Raw genomic sequence first — 14,911 nt, 5'->3', positions numbered from 1 at the left:
GAACGGGGCGGCCGGCCGGAACTCATTCGTCGGCCAGCGGTTCCGCGCGCACCCGGTTGAGGGCCGGCGTGCAGACCGACGAGGCGAGCACCGCCACCACGATCCCGAGGACCACCGGTGCGGCCAGCCACGGGGTGAGGACCGGCGTCGCGTTCGATCCGTCGCTGAGGGCGGCCGAGAACAATCCGAGTCCCGCGACCATGCCCAGCACGCCGGAGCCGATCGTGGCGACCAGCGCGGGGAGCGCGGCCTCCATCCGCAGTGCCCGCGACAGCACCCGGGTCGAGGTGCCCGCCGCCATCAGCGCACCGAACGTGCGGCGCCGGTCCATCACCGATCCGGCCGTGGTGATCGCCGCGCTGCACCCGGCCAGGAGGGCCGCCACGGTCACCCCGATGATCGCGACGCGACGCAGGTCGTCCAGCGCGTGGTCGACGTCCAGATCGGCGGTGGACACGCTCTCCGCACCGGCGGCGGCGATCAGCGCGGTGCGCACCACCTCGTGGTCGGCGGGAGTGGTGTCGACCGCGACATGCGCGTACTGGGGCTTGACCCCAGCCGGCATCAGGGACGGGTCGATCAGCACCGGCAGCGACTGGGCGTCGCCTTCCGGCACCAGCGGTTTCACCGGGACGCCAGGGGCGAACGGCACCGCCGGGTCGTAGTGGGATCCGGCCACCCCGAATGCGCCGAGGTCGATCGGGGAGGTGCTGTAGACGCCCGGCCCCTCGCAGTGGTCCTGCATGCGGTAGACCCGCACCGCGTCGGCGCACGAGACGACCGTGGCGCGGAGGTAGGCGCCATCCGGCGAGTTGAGCGACACCTCGGGCAACGCCACGGCCCGCTCCGGCAGGTTGTAGCGCTCCAGGTTGCTGTTCGCGCGGTCGGCCAGGGCTCCGACGTCTTCGCCGTAGCTGGCCGCCGACAGCACCGAGTCCCGCAGGTTCCCGCCACCTCCGCCCATCGCGTCGAAGCTGGGCATCAGCACCAGCGCCATCGAGCCGGTGAACACGGCGAGCACGACCCCGGCCGATGCCCGGTACGCCCCGCGCGGGTCGTTGCGCAGCCGCCGGCCGGCCAGCAGCACCGACGGTTTGCGCCAGCCGCGGACGAACAGCCCGCCGATGACGGCCGTCACGTACGGCCCGGCGAGCATGGCCGCGACGATCATCAACCCGAGGCCGAGCAGGATCATGTCGTGGCTGCCGTTCGTCTTGACTTCCAGGAGGAAGAACGCCGCGCTCGCCGGCAGGGACAGCAGCCGCCACCACCGCAGCGGCTTGGGCGTGTGCTGCACGACCGCGCCGATCGGGTTGCGCACCACGCGCCGCAGCCCGATCACGGCGGCCAGCAGCACCAGACCCGGCACCGTGAGCAGCGCGAGGGCGGTGAGCCCGGCCCCGAGCTGGAAGTCGGTCGCGAGCCAGGTGCCCCCGTCCCACGGGACGAACTTCGCCAGCGACCACAGCAGCGGGCTGATCGCCCAGCCGAGCAGCGCACCGGTCACCGCCGCGACGCCGGTCTCGGCCGCGGTGATCGCGACGACCTGGCCCGGGGTCGCCCCCGCCAGCCGCAGGGCGGCCAGCCGCTGCTCGCGGCGGGTCGCGATGAGCCGGGCCGAGGACGCGACCAGCACCAGGCTCGGCACCAGCAGCACCACCAGGCCGACCCCGGCGAGCAGGCTCAGCAGCGTGTCCACCTCCGCGTCACCGCGTGGGACGAACCCGTGGCGCTCGTTCGCGTGGAGCGGCATGGCCTCCGGGGCGTGCCCGACGAGCGCGACCAGCTGTTCCGGGGACCGCAGCGCCTCCTCGCCGAGCACGCCGACCAGGCGGCCCGGGAACCGGTCGGCCAGCTGGGACGCGGGCAGCCGCTGCATCGTCTGGAACAGCGCGGGTGACACCACCACCTCACCGGGCCCGGGGACCTTCGGCACCCCGGGCGGCAGCTCGATCCCGTCGGCCAGCGGGGCGACGTCCACGCGGTAGATCTGCCGGTCGCCGATGAAGTCGTGGCCCGTTGTGATCATCAGCGTCGGCGCGCCGTCGGTTTGCGGCCCGTACCCCTCCTGCCACGCCGACCGCTCGGCGCGGGCCTGCGTGGCGAAGGGCAGGCTCAGCAGCAGGAGCGCCAGGCCCGTGGCCACCGCGACCCCCACCGCGGTGAGCACGGTCGCCGTGCGGGTGCGGCGGTCGGCCCGCAGCACCTTGAAGGCCAGCTGGACCGGGATCACGTCAGCACCTCCACCGGGTGCGCGATCCGCCCGTCCCGGATCGTCACGGTGCGTGGCAGCGACGCGGCCAGCTCCACGTCGTGGGTCACGATGACCACGGCGGTGCCCGCGCCGGAGGCCGCGTCCAGCAGGGCGTTCATGGTGTCCTTGCCGGTGCGGGTGTCCAGCGCGCCGGTCGGTTCGTCGGCGAAGATCACCTTCGGCTGGTGGGTGAGGGCGCGGGCGATCGCGACCCGCTGCGCCTGCCCGCCGGACAACTCGCCCGGCCGGGACCCCTCGCGGCCGGCCAGGCCGAGGCGGCCCAGCCACTCGCGCGCGGCGCCGAGCGCCGCACGCCGCTTCGCGCCCGCGAGCAGCATCGGCAGCGCCACGTTCTCCTCTGCGGAGAGTTCGGCGACCAGCATCCCGGTCTGGAACACGAACCCGAACTCGGTCCGCCGCAGTTCGCTGCGCCCGGTCTCGGACAGCTGGTCGACCCGCCGCCCGTTCAGCGTGATCTCGCCGCCGTCCGGCCGCAGGATCCCGGCCAGCACGTGCAGCAGGGTCGTCTTGCCCGAACCGGACGGTCCGACGACGGCGATCGCCTCACCCGCGTGGATGTCGATGTCCACCCCGGCCAGCGCGACCTGCTCGCCGTAGCGCTTGACGAGCTCCCACCCGGACAGCACGGCGCTCCCTTGTGGAGTCATGAATGTTTCCCCTTTCGGTGTTCCCGCACAGCAGGTTCACAGGAGGGGCGGGGTGTCCGGATCGGCCGATCGGCCGATCCGGGGTGGCCGGGCGGCCAAGGTGCGTGGCCACGCGGTTCCTCTACCGTTCCGGTGTGTCGTTCTCCGTGCGCGTGACCAAGGCCTGGCGATGGCTCGGACTCGAAGGTGTCCTCCTGCTCGCCGCCTTCGTGTGCGATCTCGCCGTGGTGCTGCCGGCCAGTGTGGACTCCCTCGGCCCGCGCGGCCGGGACCTGTTGCTGCTGCCCGGGATGATCGTGCTGGGCGCGTGCGCGTTGTGGGCGAGAACCCAGCCCGCGGCCGCGGTGGTCGCCGGTGCCGCCACCCTGTTCGCCTCGAGCTTCCTGATCCGGCTGACCAACGCGGCCGCCTACACGGTGCTGCTCGGCAACGTGTCGCTGAGCGAGACCGTCGCCGGGCTGGAGCTGGTGTTCTTCTGCGTGCGGCGGGTGCGCCTGCCGGAAATGGTCACCGGCACCGCCACCCTGGTGATCGCCGGGCTGTTCGCGGCCACGTACCGCGACGGCAGCGGCAGGTGGAACTCGCTCGGCCAAACGGTTCTGGTCGGCGCGGTGCTGCTGATCATGGTGGTGCCCGCCGGGCTGTATTTCCGGCGTACCGTGCCGCAGCAGCCGGACAGCCCGGTGCGCCGGCTCGTGCGCGAGCAATGGCCGCTGATCGGCGGGTTGAGCCTGCCACTGTTCCTGGAGCTGTACTGGTCGCAAGGCGACACCGGGCACGCCCTGCCCGCGCTGCTGTGCTCGGTCGGGGCGGCCGCCGCGACGGTCTACGCGACCCACCGTCCGCTGCGGGCCGGTTTCCTGCTCGCGGCGATCATCGCCGTCACCGCCCCGGCGATACTGGTCGAGTCGGGGCGGAACCATCAGCTGCTCGGCGGACTGCCGGGCACCGAGGTGATCGCCGGGATCATCGTGGTGATCCTGCTGGTGCGCTACGCCCGCCCGTGGCGGGCGTGGGGCGTGATCGGCCTGTTGTCGGTGGCGGTCGCGATCACGACGCTGACCACCCTGACCGCCAAGCGGAGTTCGTGGCGGATGGACGACCTGCCCGACCTGGCGACCGGCGCGGTCCTGCTGCTCGGCATCGCGGTGGCGTTCGGGCTCTACTTCCGGGCGCGTGACTCCGAACGCCGCAAGGTGGTGGAGGCCGCGGTGGCCGACGCGCAGAACTCCGAACGGATGGCGCTGGCGCGCGAACTGCACGACCTGGTGGCACACCACGTCACCGGGATCATCGTGCAGGCGCAGGCGGCCCGGGTGATCGCGGACCAGAACCCGAAGGTGGCGCTTGAGGTCATCGGGCGCATCGAGGCGGCGGGCACCGAGGCGATGACCGCGATGCGGCGGCTGGTGGGCAGCATGCGCGCGGGCGCGGACTCGGTCACCGACCAGGCCACCATGAACCTCGGCGCGGACCTGCGGCGGCTCGCCGATTCCGGGCACCACGGCGTCGCGGTGCAGGCCGACGTGCGGGTGCCGGAGGACCTGCCGCAGGAGGTGGCGCGCTCGGCGTTGCGGATCGTGCAGGAGTCGCTGACGAACATCGGCAAACACGCGCTGGGCGCGACGCGCGCCTGCGTGCTGGCCGAGGTGCTGGACGGCGAGCTGCACATCCGGGTGGCCGACGACGGCAAGGAGGTGGCGGCGCGCCCGGCCGGCGGTTCGGGCGGCTACGGTCTGGTCGGGATGCGCGAGCGGGTCGAGCTGCTGGACGGCCGGCTCGCCGCGGGCCCGGCACCGGACGGGGGCTGGGTGGTGGAGGCGTGGTTGCCGGTGGAGGAAAAGGCTTGATTCGCGTACTGATCGCCGACGACCAGAGCATGGTGCGGATGGGGTTCCGGATGATCCTCGACGCCCAGGACGACATCGAGGTGGTCGCCGACGTCGAGGACGGGGTGGCGGCGGTGACGAAGGCGCGGGCGCTGCGCCCGGACGTCTGCCTGCTCGACATCCGGATGCCCGGGCTGGACGGGCTGGAGGTGACGCGCCAGCTCGCCGGGCCGGACGTGGCCGACCCGTTGAAGGTGGTCGTGGTGACCACCTTCGACCTGGACGAGTACGTGCACACGGCCCTGGGCAACGGGGCGAGCGGGTTCCTGCTGAAGGACGCCGGCCCGGCGCTGCTGATCGAGGCGATCCGCGCCGCGCACCGGGGCGACGCCCTGGTGTCGCCGCAGGTGACGGTGCGGCTGTTGAAGCACTTCGAGGGTGCGTCCGCGCGGCGGTCGGTGGCACCGCCGAAGGAGCCGCTCACGGCCCGGGAGCTGGACGTGGTCCGGGCGGCGGCCCGGGGCCTGACGAACACCGAGATCGGCGCCGAGCTGTACATGTCGCTGTCCACGGTGAAGACCCACCTCGCCGCCGTGCAGGGCAAGGTCGGTGCGCGCAACCGGGTGGAGATCGCCGCGTGGGCGTGGCGCAGCGGGCTGATGGACTGAGCACACCGCCGGGACCGTCGGCGGCCGCGGCGGGGCGCTTAGAATCCGGGGATGCCGCAGCGTCTCCGTGCCCCGGTCGTCCTGCCCTGTGATCCCGGCTGCTCGGTCGTCCGGGACGGCGTGGTCGACGTCGGCGACGACGGGCGGATCACGTTCTGCGGTCCCGCCGCCGAAGCGCCCGGGGAGCTGCCGGTCACCCGGCTGACCGGCATCCTGCTGCCCGGTCTGGTCAACACCCACGCGCACACCCCGATGACGCTGCTCCGCGGCATGGGCGGCGACCTGCCGCTGCTGCGCTGGTTGCACGAGATCATCTGGCCGGCCGAGGCGAAGCTGCGTGCCGAGGACGTGCGCGCCGGGATGATGCTCGGCTCCGTCGAGATGCTCCGGCACGGCGTGACCACCAGCGCGGAGATGTACTTCTTCGCCGAGCAGATGGCCGAGGCGGTGCTGGAGAGCGGCGCCAGGGCGGTGCTCGGCGGGCCGATCATCGACCTGCCCGGCATCGACTGGCGGCGCATGATCGAGGCCGCCGACCGCTGGATCGACACCGACGGCCTGCGGTTCGGCCCGGGCGAGCGGATCGAGCTGTCCTACGCGCCGCACTCGGCGTACATGCTGCCGGCCGAGGCGCTGCGGCAGGTCGCGGAGTCGGCCGCCGCGCGGGGTGCGCTGGTGCAGATCCACGTCGCCGAGGCAGCCGACGAGGACGCCAAGCAGCGCGCGGAGTACGGTTCGGTGCCGCGCCTGCTGGACGAGATCGGGCTGCTCCGCGGCCGGACGCTCGCCGCGCACGCCGTTCATCTGTCCGACGAGGACATCGCGGTGTTCGCCGCGCGCGGGACCGGAGTGGCGCACTGCCCGGGGTCGAACGCGAAACTGGCGTCCGGCATCGCGCGGCTGACCGACCTGCGCGCGGCCGGGGTCGCGGTCGGGCTCGGCACGGACGGCCCGGCCAGCAACGACGACCTCGACCTGTGGGAGGAGGTCCAGCTCTCCGCGATGCTCGCCCGGTTGTCCACTCAGGACTCCACGGCGCTGCGGGCGCGGGACGCGCTGCTGCTCGCCACTCGCGGCGGGGCCGACGCACTGGGCCGCGATGACATCGGCGCACTGGCGCCCGGCCGCTGGGCCGACCTCGTGCACGTCGACCCGGACGGGCCCGCGTTCGCCACCGGGCTGGACGAACCGGACGAGCAGGTGATCTCGAACCTGGTGTGGGCGTCCGGGTCGCGGCAGGTGCGGGACGTATGGGTAGCCGGCGAGCAGGTCGTGGCCGGCGGCGAGACGGTGCGCGTGGACCGCGCCAAGGTCCAGTCCGCCGCGCGGGAGGCCGCCGCCCGGCTGCGCGCCTGAGGGACCGGTCACATCGGGCGGTGATGATCTTCCCGGCCGGTTCACCCATCCGGTGACGCTCATTCACCCCCCGTTCCCGATCTCCCGCTTTCATCGACAAACGTGTGGGGAGTACTCGGAGTACTGGAAGCGGACCCCGACGGCCTGGAAACGGCCGCCGGTCACATCACCAGCCTGCTGACCGACCTGGACGCCGGTGCGCTCGCCGCGGTGACCCCGAACGCCGAGATCTACGGTCACGCGGGTCTCGCGAGCAAACTCGCGGAGTTCGCCGGGCTGGCCCGCATCGCCGCACGGGTGCTGCACGAGCACGTGGACCTCACCGGTTCCGCGCTCCAGGACACGGCCACGGTGTACCGGGGCATGGAACTGGGCAACGAGGCCCTCCTCCGCCAGGCCGGGCAGTGAGCGCCGAGCTCGGCTCCACCAAGGACCCGCGCGAGCTGATCCCTGGCTCGCCGGAGACCATCGCCGAGCACGTGCGGACCCTGCTCGACCAGGCGGAACAGTTCGACGGGATGGGGTCGAAGCTGTCCGGCTTCCGCGTGCCGGGCTGGCAGGGTGCCGCGTCGGACGCGTTCGGCGAGCTGATCCAGTCGTTGCCGCCGCACTGGCGGAAGACCTCCGACAGCCTGTCCACCGTCGCCGACGGGCTCTCCGCTTACGCCGACACGCTGCACTGGGCGCAACGGCAGGCCGGCGAAGCCATCGCCCTCTGGGACGACGGCGAGCGGGCTCACGCACAGGCCGCGGCACAGGCCGCCGCGGGCGCCAACGAGGACACCAAGCAGCAGGCCGAGCACCAGCGCGCGCAGGGCGACCTGCTCCAGCAGGTGGCGCGGGAGGTGCTCGACCGGGCCCGCGAGCAGCTCGAACGCCAGGCCGGGGACCTCATGCGGGTACTGGGGACGGTTGAGGACGCGGTGAGCAGCGCGATCGGCGGGGTGCTGCACTCGATCACCAGCCCCGAGGACGACGAGTTCGGCAGGAAGTTCATCCCGCCGGAGCACGGCAAGCTCAGCCGCTACCGCTTCTACGCCTACCTCCTGCACAAGGTTTCCGACGGCACGGTGACGGCGGGCGACCTGACCCTGACCGGCAAGCTCGAGACGATGATCGGCAGCGAGAACAACTTCCAGGCGGCGCTGAACAAGAAGGGCCTCACGCTGGAAGTCGAGTCGATCAACGGCTTCAAGACAACCGCGACCGGGCGGGTCGACGCGGGGTTGCTCGGACTGGACGGCAAGGCCGAGGGCACCTTCGGTGTGCGCGGCCGCGCGGGGGTCCGGCTCACGAAGACCGCGCTCGACGCCAAGGCCGGGGTGTTCGCCGGGGCGCGCGCCAGCGTCCGGGGCGCCGCCGACGTCGGCGGGATCGGCGTGGGCACGACCGCGGAGGGCTGGGCCGGTGTCGGCGCGGAGGCCGGGTTCAACCTGGGCATGGGCGAGGACGGCAAGTTCCACCTCAAGGGCAACGTCGGGGCAGCGGTCGGACTCGGCGGCGAGGTCGGGTTCGACCTGCAGGTCGACGGCCACAAGGTGGCCCAGACCGCGAAGTCGGCGACCCACGCGATCGGCAACGGCGTCGAGGCGGTCGGCGACGGCATCAAGGACTTCGGCGAGGGCGTGTCCGGGGTCGGCAAGTCCCTGAAAGGGTTGTTCGGATGACTCAGCTGCCCGTCTCCGTCCACTTCGACCTCCCCGAGGGCTGGGAGCCGGTGGCGACCGAAGACGCCGCCTTCGCCGCGATCCGCTCGGACACGGCCGGGATCATGCTGACCGGCGGCGTCTGGCCGCGGTCGGTGCCGTTGCGCACGGTGGCGGCCGAAGCCGCGCAAGACCTGCGTGAGATCGCGGCCGAGGTGACCGTGCTCAGCGGCGACGACATCGGCGCCGACGGGTTCGTGCAGGAGCTGCGGTTCAGCACCGGCGACGAGACGTTCGTGCGCAGCGAGGTCTACCTCGCGATGGGCGAGGGGGCGGAGCAGCGTGCCGTCGTCCGCGCGGTGCTGACCTGCACGCCCGGCGAGTTCGAGGCCGTGGCGCCGGACTTCCGTGAGTTCGTCGGCTCGCTGGGGCCCGACGACCAGGTTCTCAGTGCGGGCGGGGGCGGACGGTCACGTCGGTGACCTGGGCATCCGGGCTCGCGGTGATCGCGGACAGCACCGCCGCCGCGACCGAGTCCGGCCGCAGGTACCGCCCCGGCGTGTACTCCTTGCCCTCCCCGGCCACGATGTTCTGCTGCATCTCGGTGTCGGTGCGGCCCGGGTAAACCGACGTGACCCGCAGCCCGGGCTCCTCCGCGCGCAACGCGTCGGCGAACGCGCGGACGGCGTGCTTGCTCGCCGCGTACGGCCCCCAGCCGGCGCGGGTGGACAGGCCCTGACCGGAGTTGATGATCACGACGTGCCCGTGCGCGGCGCGCAGGGCCGGTAGCAGCAGCCGGGTCAGCTCGGCGACCGCGACAACGTTGATCTCGAGGTTCTTCCGCCACACCGCGGCTTCGGCCCGCTCGACCGTGCCCAGCTCGGCCGCGCCGGCCGAATGGACGAGCACGTCCAGCCGGTCGATGCCGGCGACGGCCGCGCGGACGCCGTCGAAGTCGGCCAGGTCCACCGGCCACGGCTCCGCACCCGGCGACTCGGCGGCCTGCTCGGCCAGCGCGTCGGCGTCGCGGCCGCCGAGCAGCACGCGGTGGGTCGGGGCGAGCGCGCGGGCGACGGCGGCGCCGATGCCGCGGGACGCGCCGGTCACGAGGGCGAGGGGATTTTCCGGCATACCCCAACGTTAGGTGGTTGGTCCCGGCTGGCTGGCGGCACCGCGCCGGATGACGCCGCGTACCGGGGCGACGAAATCGAGTCGATTCTCGCACGATCTTGACGAATCACCCGGTAGTGGCATGCAATGCGAGGATGTCGACGAGGACGATCGCCGAGGGTGACCGGATTCTGGGCAAGGTCGCGCTGCGGATCATGCCCTTCCTGGCCCTGCTGTACTTCGTGAACTACCTGGACCGGGTCAACATCGGCTTCGCCGGGCCGAACGGGATGAACAAGGAGCTGGGACTGTCCGCCACGGCGTTCGGGTTCGCCTCCGGCATCTTCTTCCTCGGCTACCTGACGCTCGAGGTGCCCAGCAACCTGGCGCTGCACCGGTTCGGCGCGCGGCGCTGGCTCGCGCGGATCATGGTGACCTGGGGGATCGTCGCCACGGTGCTGGCGTTCGTGCCCAACCCGACCACGCTGGTGATCATGCGGTTCCTGCTCGGCGTCGCCGAGGCGGGCTTCTTCCCCGGGATCATCCTGTACCTCACGTACTGGTTCCCGGCGGCGCAGCGGGCCAAGGCGGTCGCGTTGTTCATGGCCGCCGTGCCGGTGTCGTCGGCGATCGGGTCGACCGTGTCCAGCCTGCTGATCGCGCACGGGCACGGCGCGTTCGGGCTGTCCGGGTGGCGGTTCATGTTCCTCGTCGAGGGCATTCCCGCGATCCTGCTCGGGTTCGTGACCTGGTTCTACCTGACCGACCGGCCGGAGCAGGCGAAGTGGCTCACCGAGGACGAGCGCCGCTGGCTGACCACCGAGCTGGACAACGAGCGCAAGGTGACCGAGGCCGAGCACCACTGGCCGCTGCGCAAGGCCCTGACCCACCCGCGCATCCTCGGGCTGGCGTTCGTGTACTTCGCGATCGCCTACGGCCTCTACGCGCTGGGGTTCTTCCTGCCGACGATCATCGCCGGGTTCTCCCAGCAGTTCGGGACGAAGCTGTCGACCGTGCAGGCCGGTCTGGTGACCGCGATCCCGTACGTCGTGGCCGCGGTGGTGATGGTGATCTGGGCGCGCCACGGCGACCGCACGCGCGAGCGGAAGTGGCACGTCGCGCTGCCGATGATCATCGGCGGGGTGGCCATCCCGATCGCGCTGTACCTGGGCAACCCGTACGCCGCGATGGTGGCGGTGACGATCTGCGCGGTCGGGGTGTGCGCGGCGCTGCCGACGTTCTGGGCGCTGCCGTCGACGTTCCTGTCCGGCGCGGCGGCCGCGGGTGGCATCGCGCTGATCAACTCACTGGGCAACATCTCCGGGTTCGCCGCGCCGTACGTGACGGGCTGGCTGCGGGACCTGACCGGCAGCCAGCGCACCGGGTTGTGGGTGGTCGGGGTGTGCATGGTCGTCGGCGCGCTGGTCGCCCTCGCGCTGGGCGCGCGGCCCAAGGCCGAGCCGGCTCGACGGTCCTGAGCGGGCATCGGGCGGCCCCGGGGAACCGCGTTCCCCGGGGCCGGGCCGATCGGTTCAGCGGCGCTCGCGCCACACCGAAACGACGGCGGGGCGCGGCAGGTTGCTGCCGCCGTCCGGCCAGTGCGACTGCGGGTTGGCCACCGTGCCGCCCTCACCGGGGTGCTGCACCGCGACCGTGATGAAGTCGCTCGTCACGTTGGGGCCGCAGGTCTCCGCGCCGATCGGCACCGTGAGGAACTGCTTGACCTGACCGCGTTCCGGGCCGTCCACCGGCACCGAGAACAGGCCGTCGTTCGTGCCGAGGGCGTTGCCGTCGGTGGCGATCCACAGGTTGCCGTACGGGTCGAACGCCACGTTGTCCGGGCAGGAGATCGGGCTGACCTGGTTCTTCGGGAACCCGCCGAAGTAGGTGTCGGCGGTGGCCGGGTCACCGCAGACCAGCAGCAGCCGCCAGGAGAACGTCGTCGCGGCCGCGTCGCCGCGGTCCTCCGCCCACTCCAGGATGTGCCCGTTCTTGTTGCCCACCCGCGGGTTGGCCTCGTCCACACCGGCCTTGCCGGCCGCGCCGCGGTCGGTGTTGTTCGTCAGCGCGGCGTAGATGCGGCCGTTGACCGGGTTGGGCTCGATGTCCTCGGGGCGGTCCATCTTGGTCGCGCCGGCCTTGTCGGCGGCCTGGCGGGTGAAGACGTAGACCTCCTCGGCGGTGAAGGCGTCCACAAAGGACTTGTCGCCGCTGACCAGCGGGATCCACTCGCCGCGGCCGTCGAACTCGCCGTCGGCGGGGAGCTTGCCGGTGCCGTCGATCTGGCCGGCCGGGCTGTCGCCGGTGAACTTCGCGACGTACAGCGTGCCCTCGTCGAGCAGCGCCGAGTTGTGGCGGCGGGCGTGGGCGCTCGTGCCGGGCTTGTACTTGCCCTTGGACACGAACTTGTAGATGTACTCGAAGCGCTCGTCGTCACCGGAGTAGACGGCGACCCGGCCGTCGGCGGTGATCTTGACGTTGGCGGCCTCGTGCTTGAAGCGGCCGAGCGCGGTGTGCTTGACCGGGGTCGAGTCCGGGTCGTTGGGATCGATCTCGACGACCCAGCCGAACCGGTTGACCTCGTTGGGCTCGCTCGGCACGTCCCACCGCTTGTCGAAGCGCTCCCACTTGCGCGTGGTGGTGCCCTTGCCGATGCCGTAGCGGGTCAGCCGCGCCTGCTGGGCCGGGTCGGTGACCTTGTCGGAGTTGGCGAAGTACTGGTGGAAGTTCTCCTCGCCGGAGAGCACCGTGCCCCACGGCGTCACGCCGCCGGAGCAGTTGTTCTGCGTGCCGCGGACCTTCGTGCCGGTCGGGTCGGCGGAGGTCTTCAGGTACTTGGAGCCGGCGGCCGGGCCGCGCACCTCGAAGGTGGTGTCCAGGGTGATGCGGCGCCCGTAGTGGCTCGGCACGACCGCAAGGCCGCCGTCGCGCTGCTTCTCGACGAGCACGACGGACAGGCCGTGCGCGGCCCAGCCGATCTTGACCTGCTCCTCGGTGGGGTTGGCCGGGTCGTACTGGCCGGGCGGGAACATCTGCGTCTCGGTCGTGTACTCGTGGTTGACCACCATCAGGAACCGCTTGCCCTGTCGGTCCTGCGGGACGAGCCCGACGAAGTCGTTGTTGTAGCCGAACTGCTTCGCCTGCGCGGCGGCGGTCTGCCGGGCGATGTCGAACTCCGGCGCGCCGGGCTCCACCGGGTCGCCCCAGCGGATCACCACGTTCTGCGCCCAGCCGTCCGGGATGACGACCGCGTCCGCACGGTTGGGCGGGACCGGGGTGAAGTCCGTGCCGGGCACCGGGCGGCCCTGGCGCCCGGCGAGCGCCGGCGGAACGGCGGCGGTCGCGGTCGCCCCGCCGAGGGCGTTCATCGCGGCGAACCCTCCGGCCGCGGCGGCCATGACGGCACCGGCCTTGAACGCGCCGCGCCGGGACACACCCTGGACGACGTCACCGAAGTAGGAGTTGGACGAGGTGTTGGGTGCCTCGTGCGCGCACTGGTTGCCGCAGCGGTAGAGGCACGTGGTCGCGGCTCTGCCGCTCGGGTGGGTAAGGAGGGGCAGCAGCCGCCCGGGGGTGAAGGACACCTGGTCTCCAGTCACTCGGTCAGGGGAAACGCCCGTGACGTTAAGCGACGGAGACCAGGTGTCCGGAAACTGAAGGTAAACAGGGACTAAAGCTCTTCGCCGACGAGCACCGCCTCCCGCGGCACCTGGTGGGGATCGGCGGCCTTGGTCCGGACCGCGAGCAGACCACCGGCCACGACGCACAGGATCGCGGCCACGACGAACGGGGCGTGCTCCGACCCGAGCCACTCGGCGACGTGCCCGACCAGCGTCGCGGCGACCGCGCCACCGAGCCAGCGGCAGAAGTTGTAGCCCGCGCTGGCCACCGGCCGCGGCGCGTCGCTGATCGACATGGCAGTGCCGGTGAACAGGGTGTTCAGCAACCCGGACACCAGCCCGGAGACGATCACGGCGGCCACGACCACCGGCTTGGCCGGCACCACGAGCACCACCATCAGCACCGCGTAGCCGAGCACGGACACCACGGTGGCGTGCCGCTCACCCAGCTTCCCGGCCAGTTTCGGCGCGAGCACCACACCGGCGATCGCGACGCACAGGCCCCAGCCGCAGAACACCAGCCCGACCGCGACAGCGCTCCAGCCCAGCACGAACGGGGTCCAGGCCAGCACGGTGAAGAACGCGGCGGTGTAGCAGGCCGAACCGATCGAGGTGCGCAGCAGGCCGGTGTGCTTGAGCGCACGCAGCGGGTCGAGCAGCCGGATCGGTTCGCGTTGGTCGTGCTTGTCGGTGGCCAGGAAGATCGAGCACAGCACGAGCGCGGCGGCCATCAGCACCGCGGTGCCGACGAACGGCCCGCGCCACGAGAAGCTGCCGAGCAGGGCGCCGAGCAGCGGCCCGACCGCCAGGCCGACCCCCAGCGCGGCCTCGTAGAGCAGGATCGCGCCGGCCTGGCCACCGGTGGCCGCGCCGACGATCACCGAGAGCGCGGTGGCGATGAAGAACGCGTTGCCCAGTCCCCACACCGCGCGCAGCGCGACCAGCTGCTCGATCGACCCGGCCGCGGCGCACAGCGCGGTCGCGGCCACGATCAGCGTCAGTCCGGTGAGGACCGTCCGCTTCGGACCGAATTTGGCGCTCGCCGCACCGGTGACCAGCATGGCGATCACCTGGACGCCGAGGTAGGACGAGAACAGCAGGGTGACCTGGGACGGCGTGGCGTGCAGCCCCTTGGCGATGGACAGCAGGATCGGGTCCACCAGCCCGATCCCCATGAAGGCGATGACCGCGGCGAACGCCGTGATCCACACCTGCTTGGGCTGTCCCCTGAGGGCGTCCAGCAGGCTGCCGTGACCGTGACTGCTCATGAGAGCAGTTCCTCCTTCTTGACCGGATCGATGAGCCTCCGCAGGGCCGGCAGCGCCGCGTCGATCGCGTCGCGGTCGGCTGGATCCAGGGCAGTCAGGCGCTCGCGCAGGAACTCCTCGCGGGCGATGACGAGCTCGGCCACGTACCGCATGCCGGCCTCGGTCGCCTCGATCAGCACCGCGCGCCGGTCGTCCGGATCGGACCGCCTGCTGACCAGGCCGAGCCGCTCCAGCCGCCGGACCAGGTCCGTCATGGACGGCTGGCGGACGCCCTCGAGCTCGGCGAGGACGCTCATCCGGCGCGGGCCGCCGTGGACCAGCTCGCTCAGCACCGACCCCTGGGTGAGGGTGAGCCGGTGCTGCGGGGTCAGCCGCCGCACCACGTAGTACAGGCGGAAGACCAGCGGGCGCAGCTCACGCGCGAGCTCTGCTACTCCTGGATTCACTTAGCTATCCTAAGCTTTATTGCTTAGGATAGCTAAGTTAGTCGGC

General features: G+C 72.1%; 13 protein-coding genes. 7 read left to right on the top strand and 6 right to left on the bottom strand.

Features of this window, described 5'->3' with window-relative positions; genetic code table 11:
- Window positions 1–22: 22 nt before the first annotated feature.
- Complete coding sequence (locus tag FHX45_RS16315; RefSeq protein WP_167102267.1) at window positions 23–2,233, bottom strand: FtsX-like permease family protein; 2,211 nt, start codon at window positions 2,231–2,233, stop codon at window positions 23–25.
- The gene (locus FHX45_RS16310) at window positions 2,230–2,922 is read right to left on the bottom strand and encodes an ABC transporter ATP-binding protein (protein WP_167102264.1); all 693 of its coding nucleotides are present in this window, start codon (window positions 2,920–2,922) and stop codon (window positions 2,230–2,232) included. Before FHX45_RS16310 ends, FHX45_RS16315 begins: the two co-directional genes overlap by 4 nt.
- 134 nt (window positions 2,923–3,056) lie before the next feature.
- Between FHX45_RS16310 and FHX45_RS16305 the strand changes: the two genes are divergently transcribed.
- The 6 genes from FHX45_RS16305 (at window position 3,057) to FHX45_RS16280 (ending at window position 8,903) form a co-directional block, all read left to right on the top strand.
- Window positions 3,057–4,772 (top strand): histidine kinase, encoded by a 1,716-nt coding sequence (locus FHX45_RS16305; protein WP_167102261.1) that lies wholly within the window; start codon window positions 3,057–3,059, stop codon window positions 4,770–4,772.
- Entirely contained in the window at window positions 4,769–5,419 is a 651-nt protein-coding gene (locus FHX45_RS16300; protein ID WP_167102258.1) for a response regulator, read from the top strand. Before FHX45_RS16305 ends, FHX45_RS16300 begins: the two co-directional genes overlap by 4 nt.
- Before the next feature lie 51 nt (window positions 5,420–5,470).
- Window positions 5,471–6,775: an amidohydrolase family protein gene (locus FHX45_RS16295; RefSeq protein ID WP_167102255.1), complete on the top strand. Its 1,305-nt coding sequence runs from the start codon at window positions 5,471–5,473 to the stop codon at window positions 6,773–6,775.
- 102 nt (window positions 6,776–6,877) lie between these two features.
- Complete coding sequence (locus FHX45_RS16290) at window positions 6,878–7,183, top strand: hypothetical protein (protein ID WP_243869065.1); 306 nt, start codon at window positions 6,878–6,880, stop codon at window positions 7,181–7,183.
- Window positions 7,180–8,442, top strand: coding sequence for a putative T7SS-secreted protein (locus tag FHX45_RS16285; protein ID WP_167102252.1), 1,263 nt, complete (start codon window positions 7,180–7,182; stop codon window positions 8,440–8,442). Before FHX45_RS16290 ends, FHX45_RS16285 begins: the two co-directional genes overlap by 4 nt.
- Window positions 8,439–8,903: a hypothetical protein gene (locus FHX45_RS16280; RefSeq protein WP_167102249.1), complete on the top strand. Its 465-nt coding sequence runs from the start codon at window positions 8,439–8,441 to the stop codon at window positions 8,901–8,903. The genes FHX45_RS16285 and FHX45_RS16280 overlap by 4 nt, the downstream gene beginning before the upstream one ends.
- Here FHX45_RS16280 and FHX45_RS16275 read toward each other — a convergent pair.
- Window positions 8,869–9,552 (bottom strand): SDR family oxidoreductase, encoded by a 684-nt coding sequence (locus FHX45_RS16275; protein ID WP_167102246.1) that lies wholly within the window; start codon window positions 9,550–9,552, stop codon window positions 8,869–8,871. The genes FHX45_RS16280 and FHX45_RS16275 overlap by 35 nt on opposite strands.
- A gap of 134 nt (window positions 9,553–9,686) precedes the next feature.
- On the opposite strand from FHX45_RS16275, the gene FHX45_RS16270 reads away from it, so the two are divergent.
- Complete coding sequence (locus tag FHX45_RS16270) at window positions 9,687–11,009, top strand: MFS transporter (protein WP_167102243.1); 1,323 nt, start codon at window positions 9,687–9,689, stop codon at window positions 11,007–11,009.
- Window positions 11,010–11,063: 54 nt separating this feature from the next.
- On the opposite strand, the gene FHX45_RS16265 is transcribed toward FHX45_RS16270, so the two are convergent.
- From FHX45_RS16265 to FHX45_RS16255, 3 genes are all read right to left on the bottom strand, one after another.
- Window positions 11,064–13,115 carry an alkaline phosphatase PhoX gene (locus tag FHX45_RS16265; protein ID WP_167109054.1) on the bottom strand — a complete coding sequence of 684 codons (2,052 nt, stop codon included), beginning with the start codon at window positions 13,113–13,115 and terminating at the stop codon, window positions 11,064–11,066.
- Between the two features lie 86 nt (window positions 13,116–13,201).
- Window positions 13,202–14,419, bottom strand: coding sequence for an MFS transporter (locus tag FHX45_RS16260; RefSeq protein WP_167102239.1), 1,218 nt, complete (start codon window positions 14,417–14,419; stop codon window positions 13,202–13,204).
- Complete coding sequence (locus tag FHX45_RS16255; RefSeq protein ID WP_167102236.1) at window positions 14,416–14,865, bottom strand: MarR family transcriptional regulator; 450 nt, start codon at window positions 14,863–14,865, stop codon at window positions 14,416–14,418. Before FHX45_RS16255 ends, FHX45_RS16260 begins: the two co-directional genes overlap by 4 nt.
- Between the last annotated feature and the right edge of the window lie 46 nt (window positions 14,866–14,911).

The organism is Amycolatopsis granulosa (assembly GCF_011758745.1).
In the GTDB taxonomy this organism is placed as follows: domain Bacteria; phylum Actinomycetota; class Actinomycetes; order Mycobacteriales; family Pseudonocardiaceae; genus Amycolatopsis_E; species Amycolatopsis_E granulosa.
This window is presented reverse-complemented; position numbering and strand designations above follow the sequence as displayed.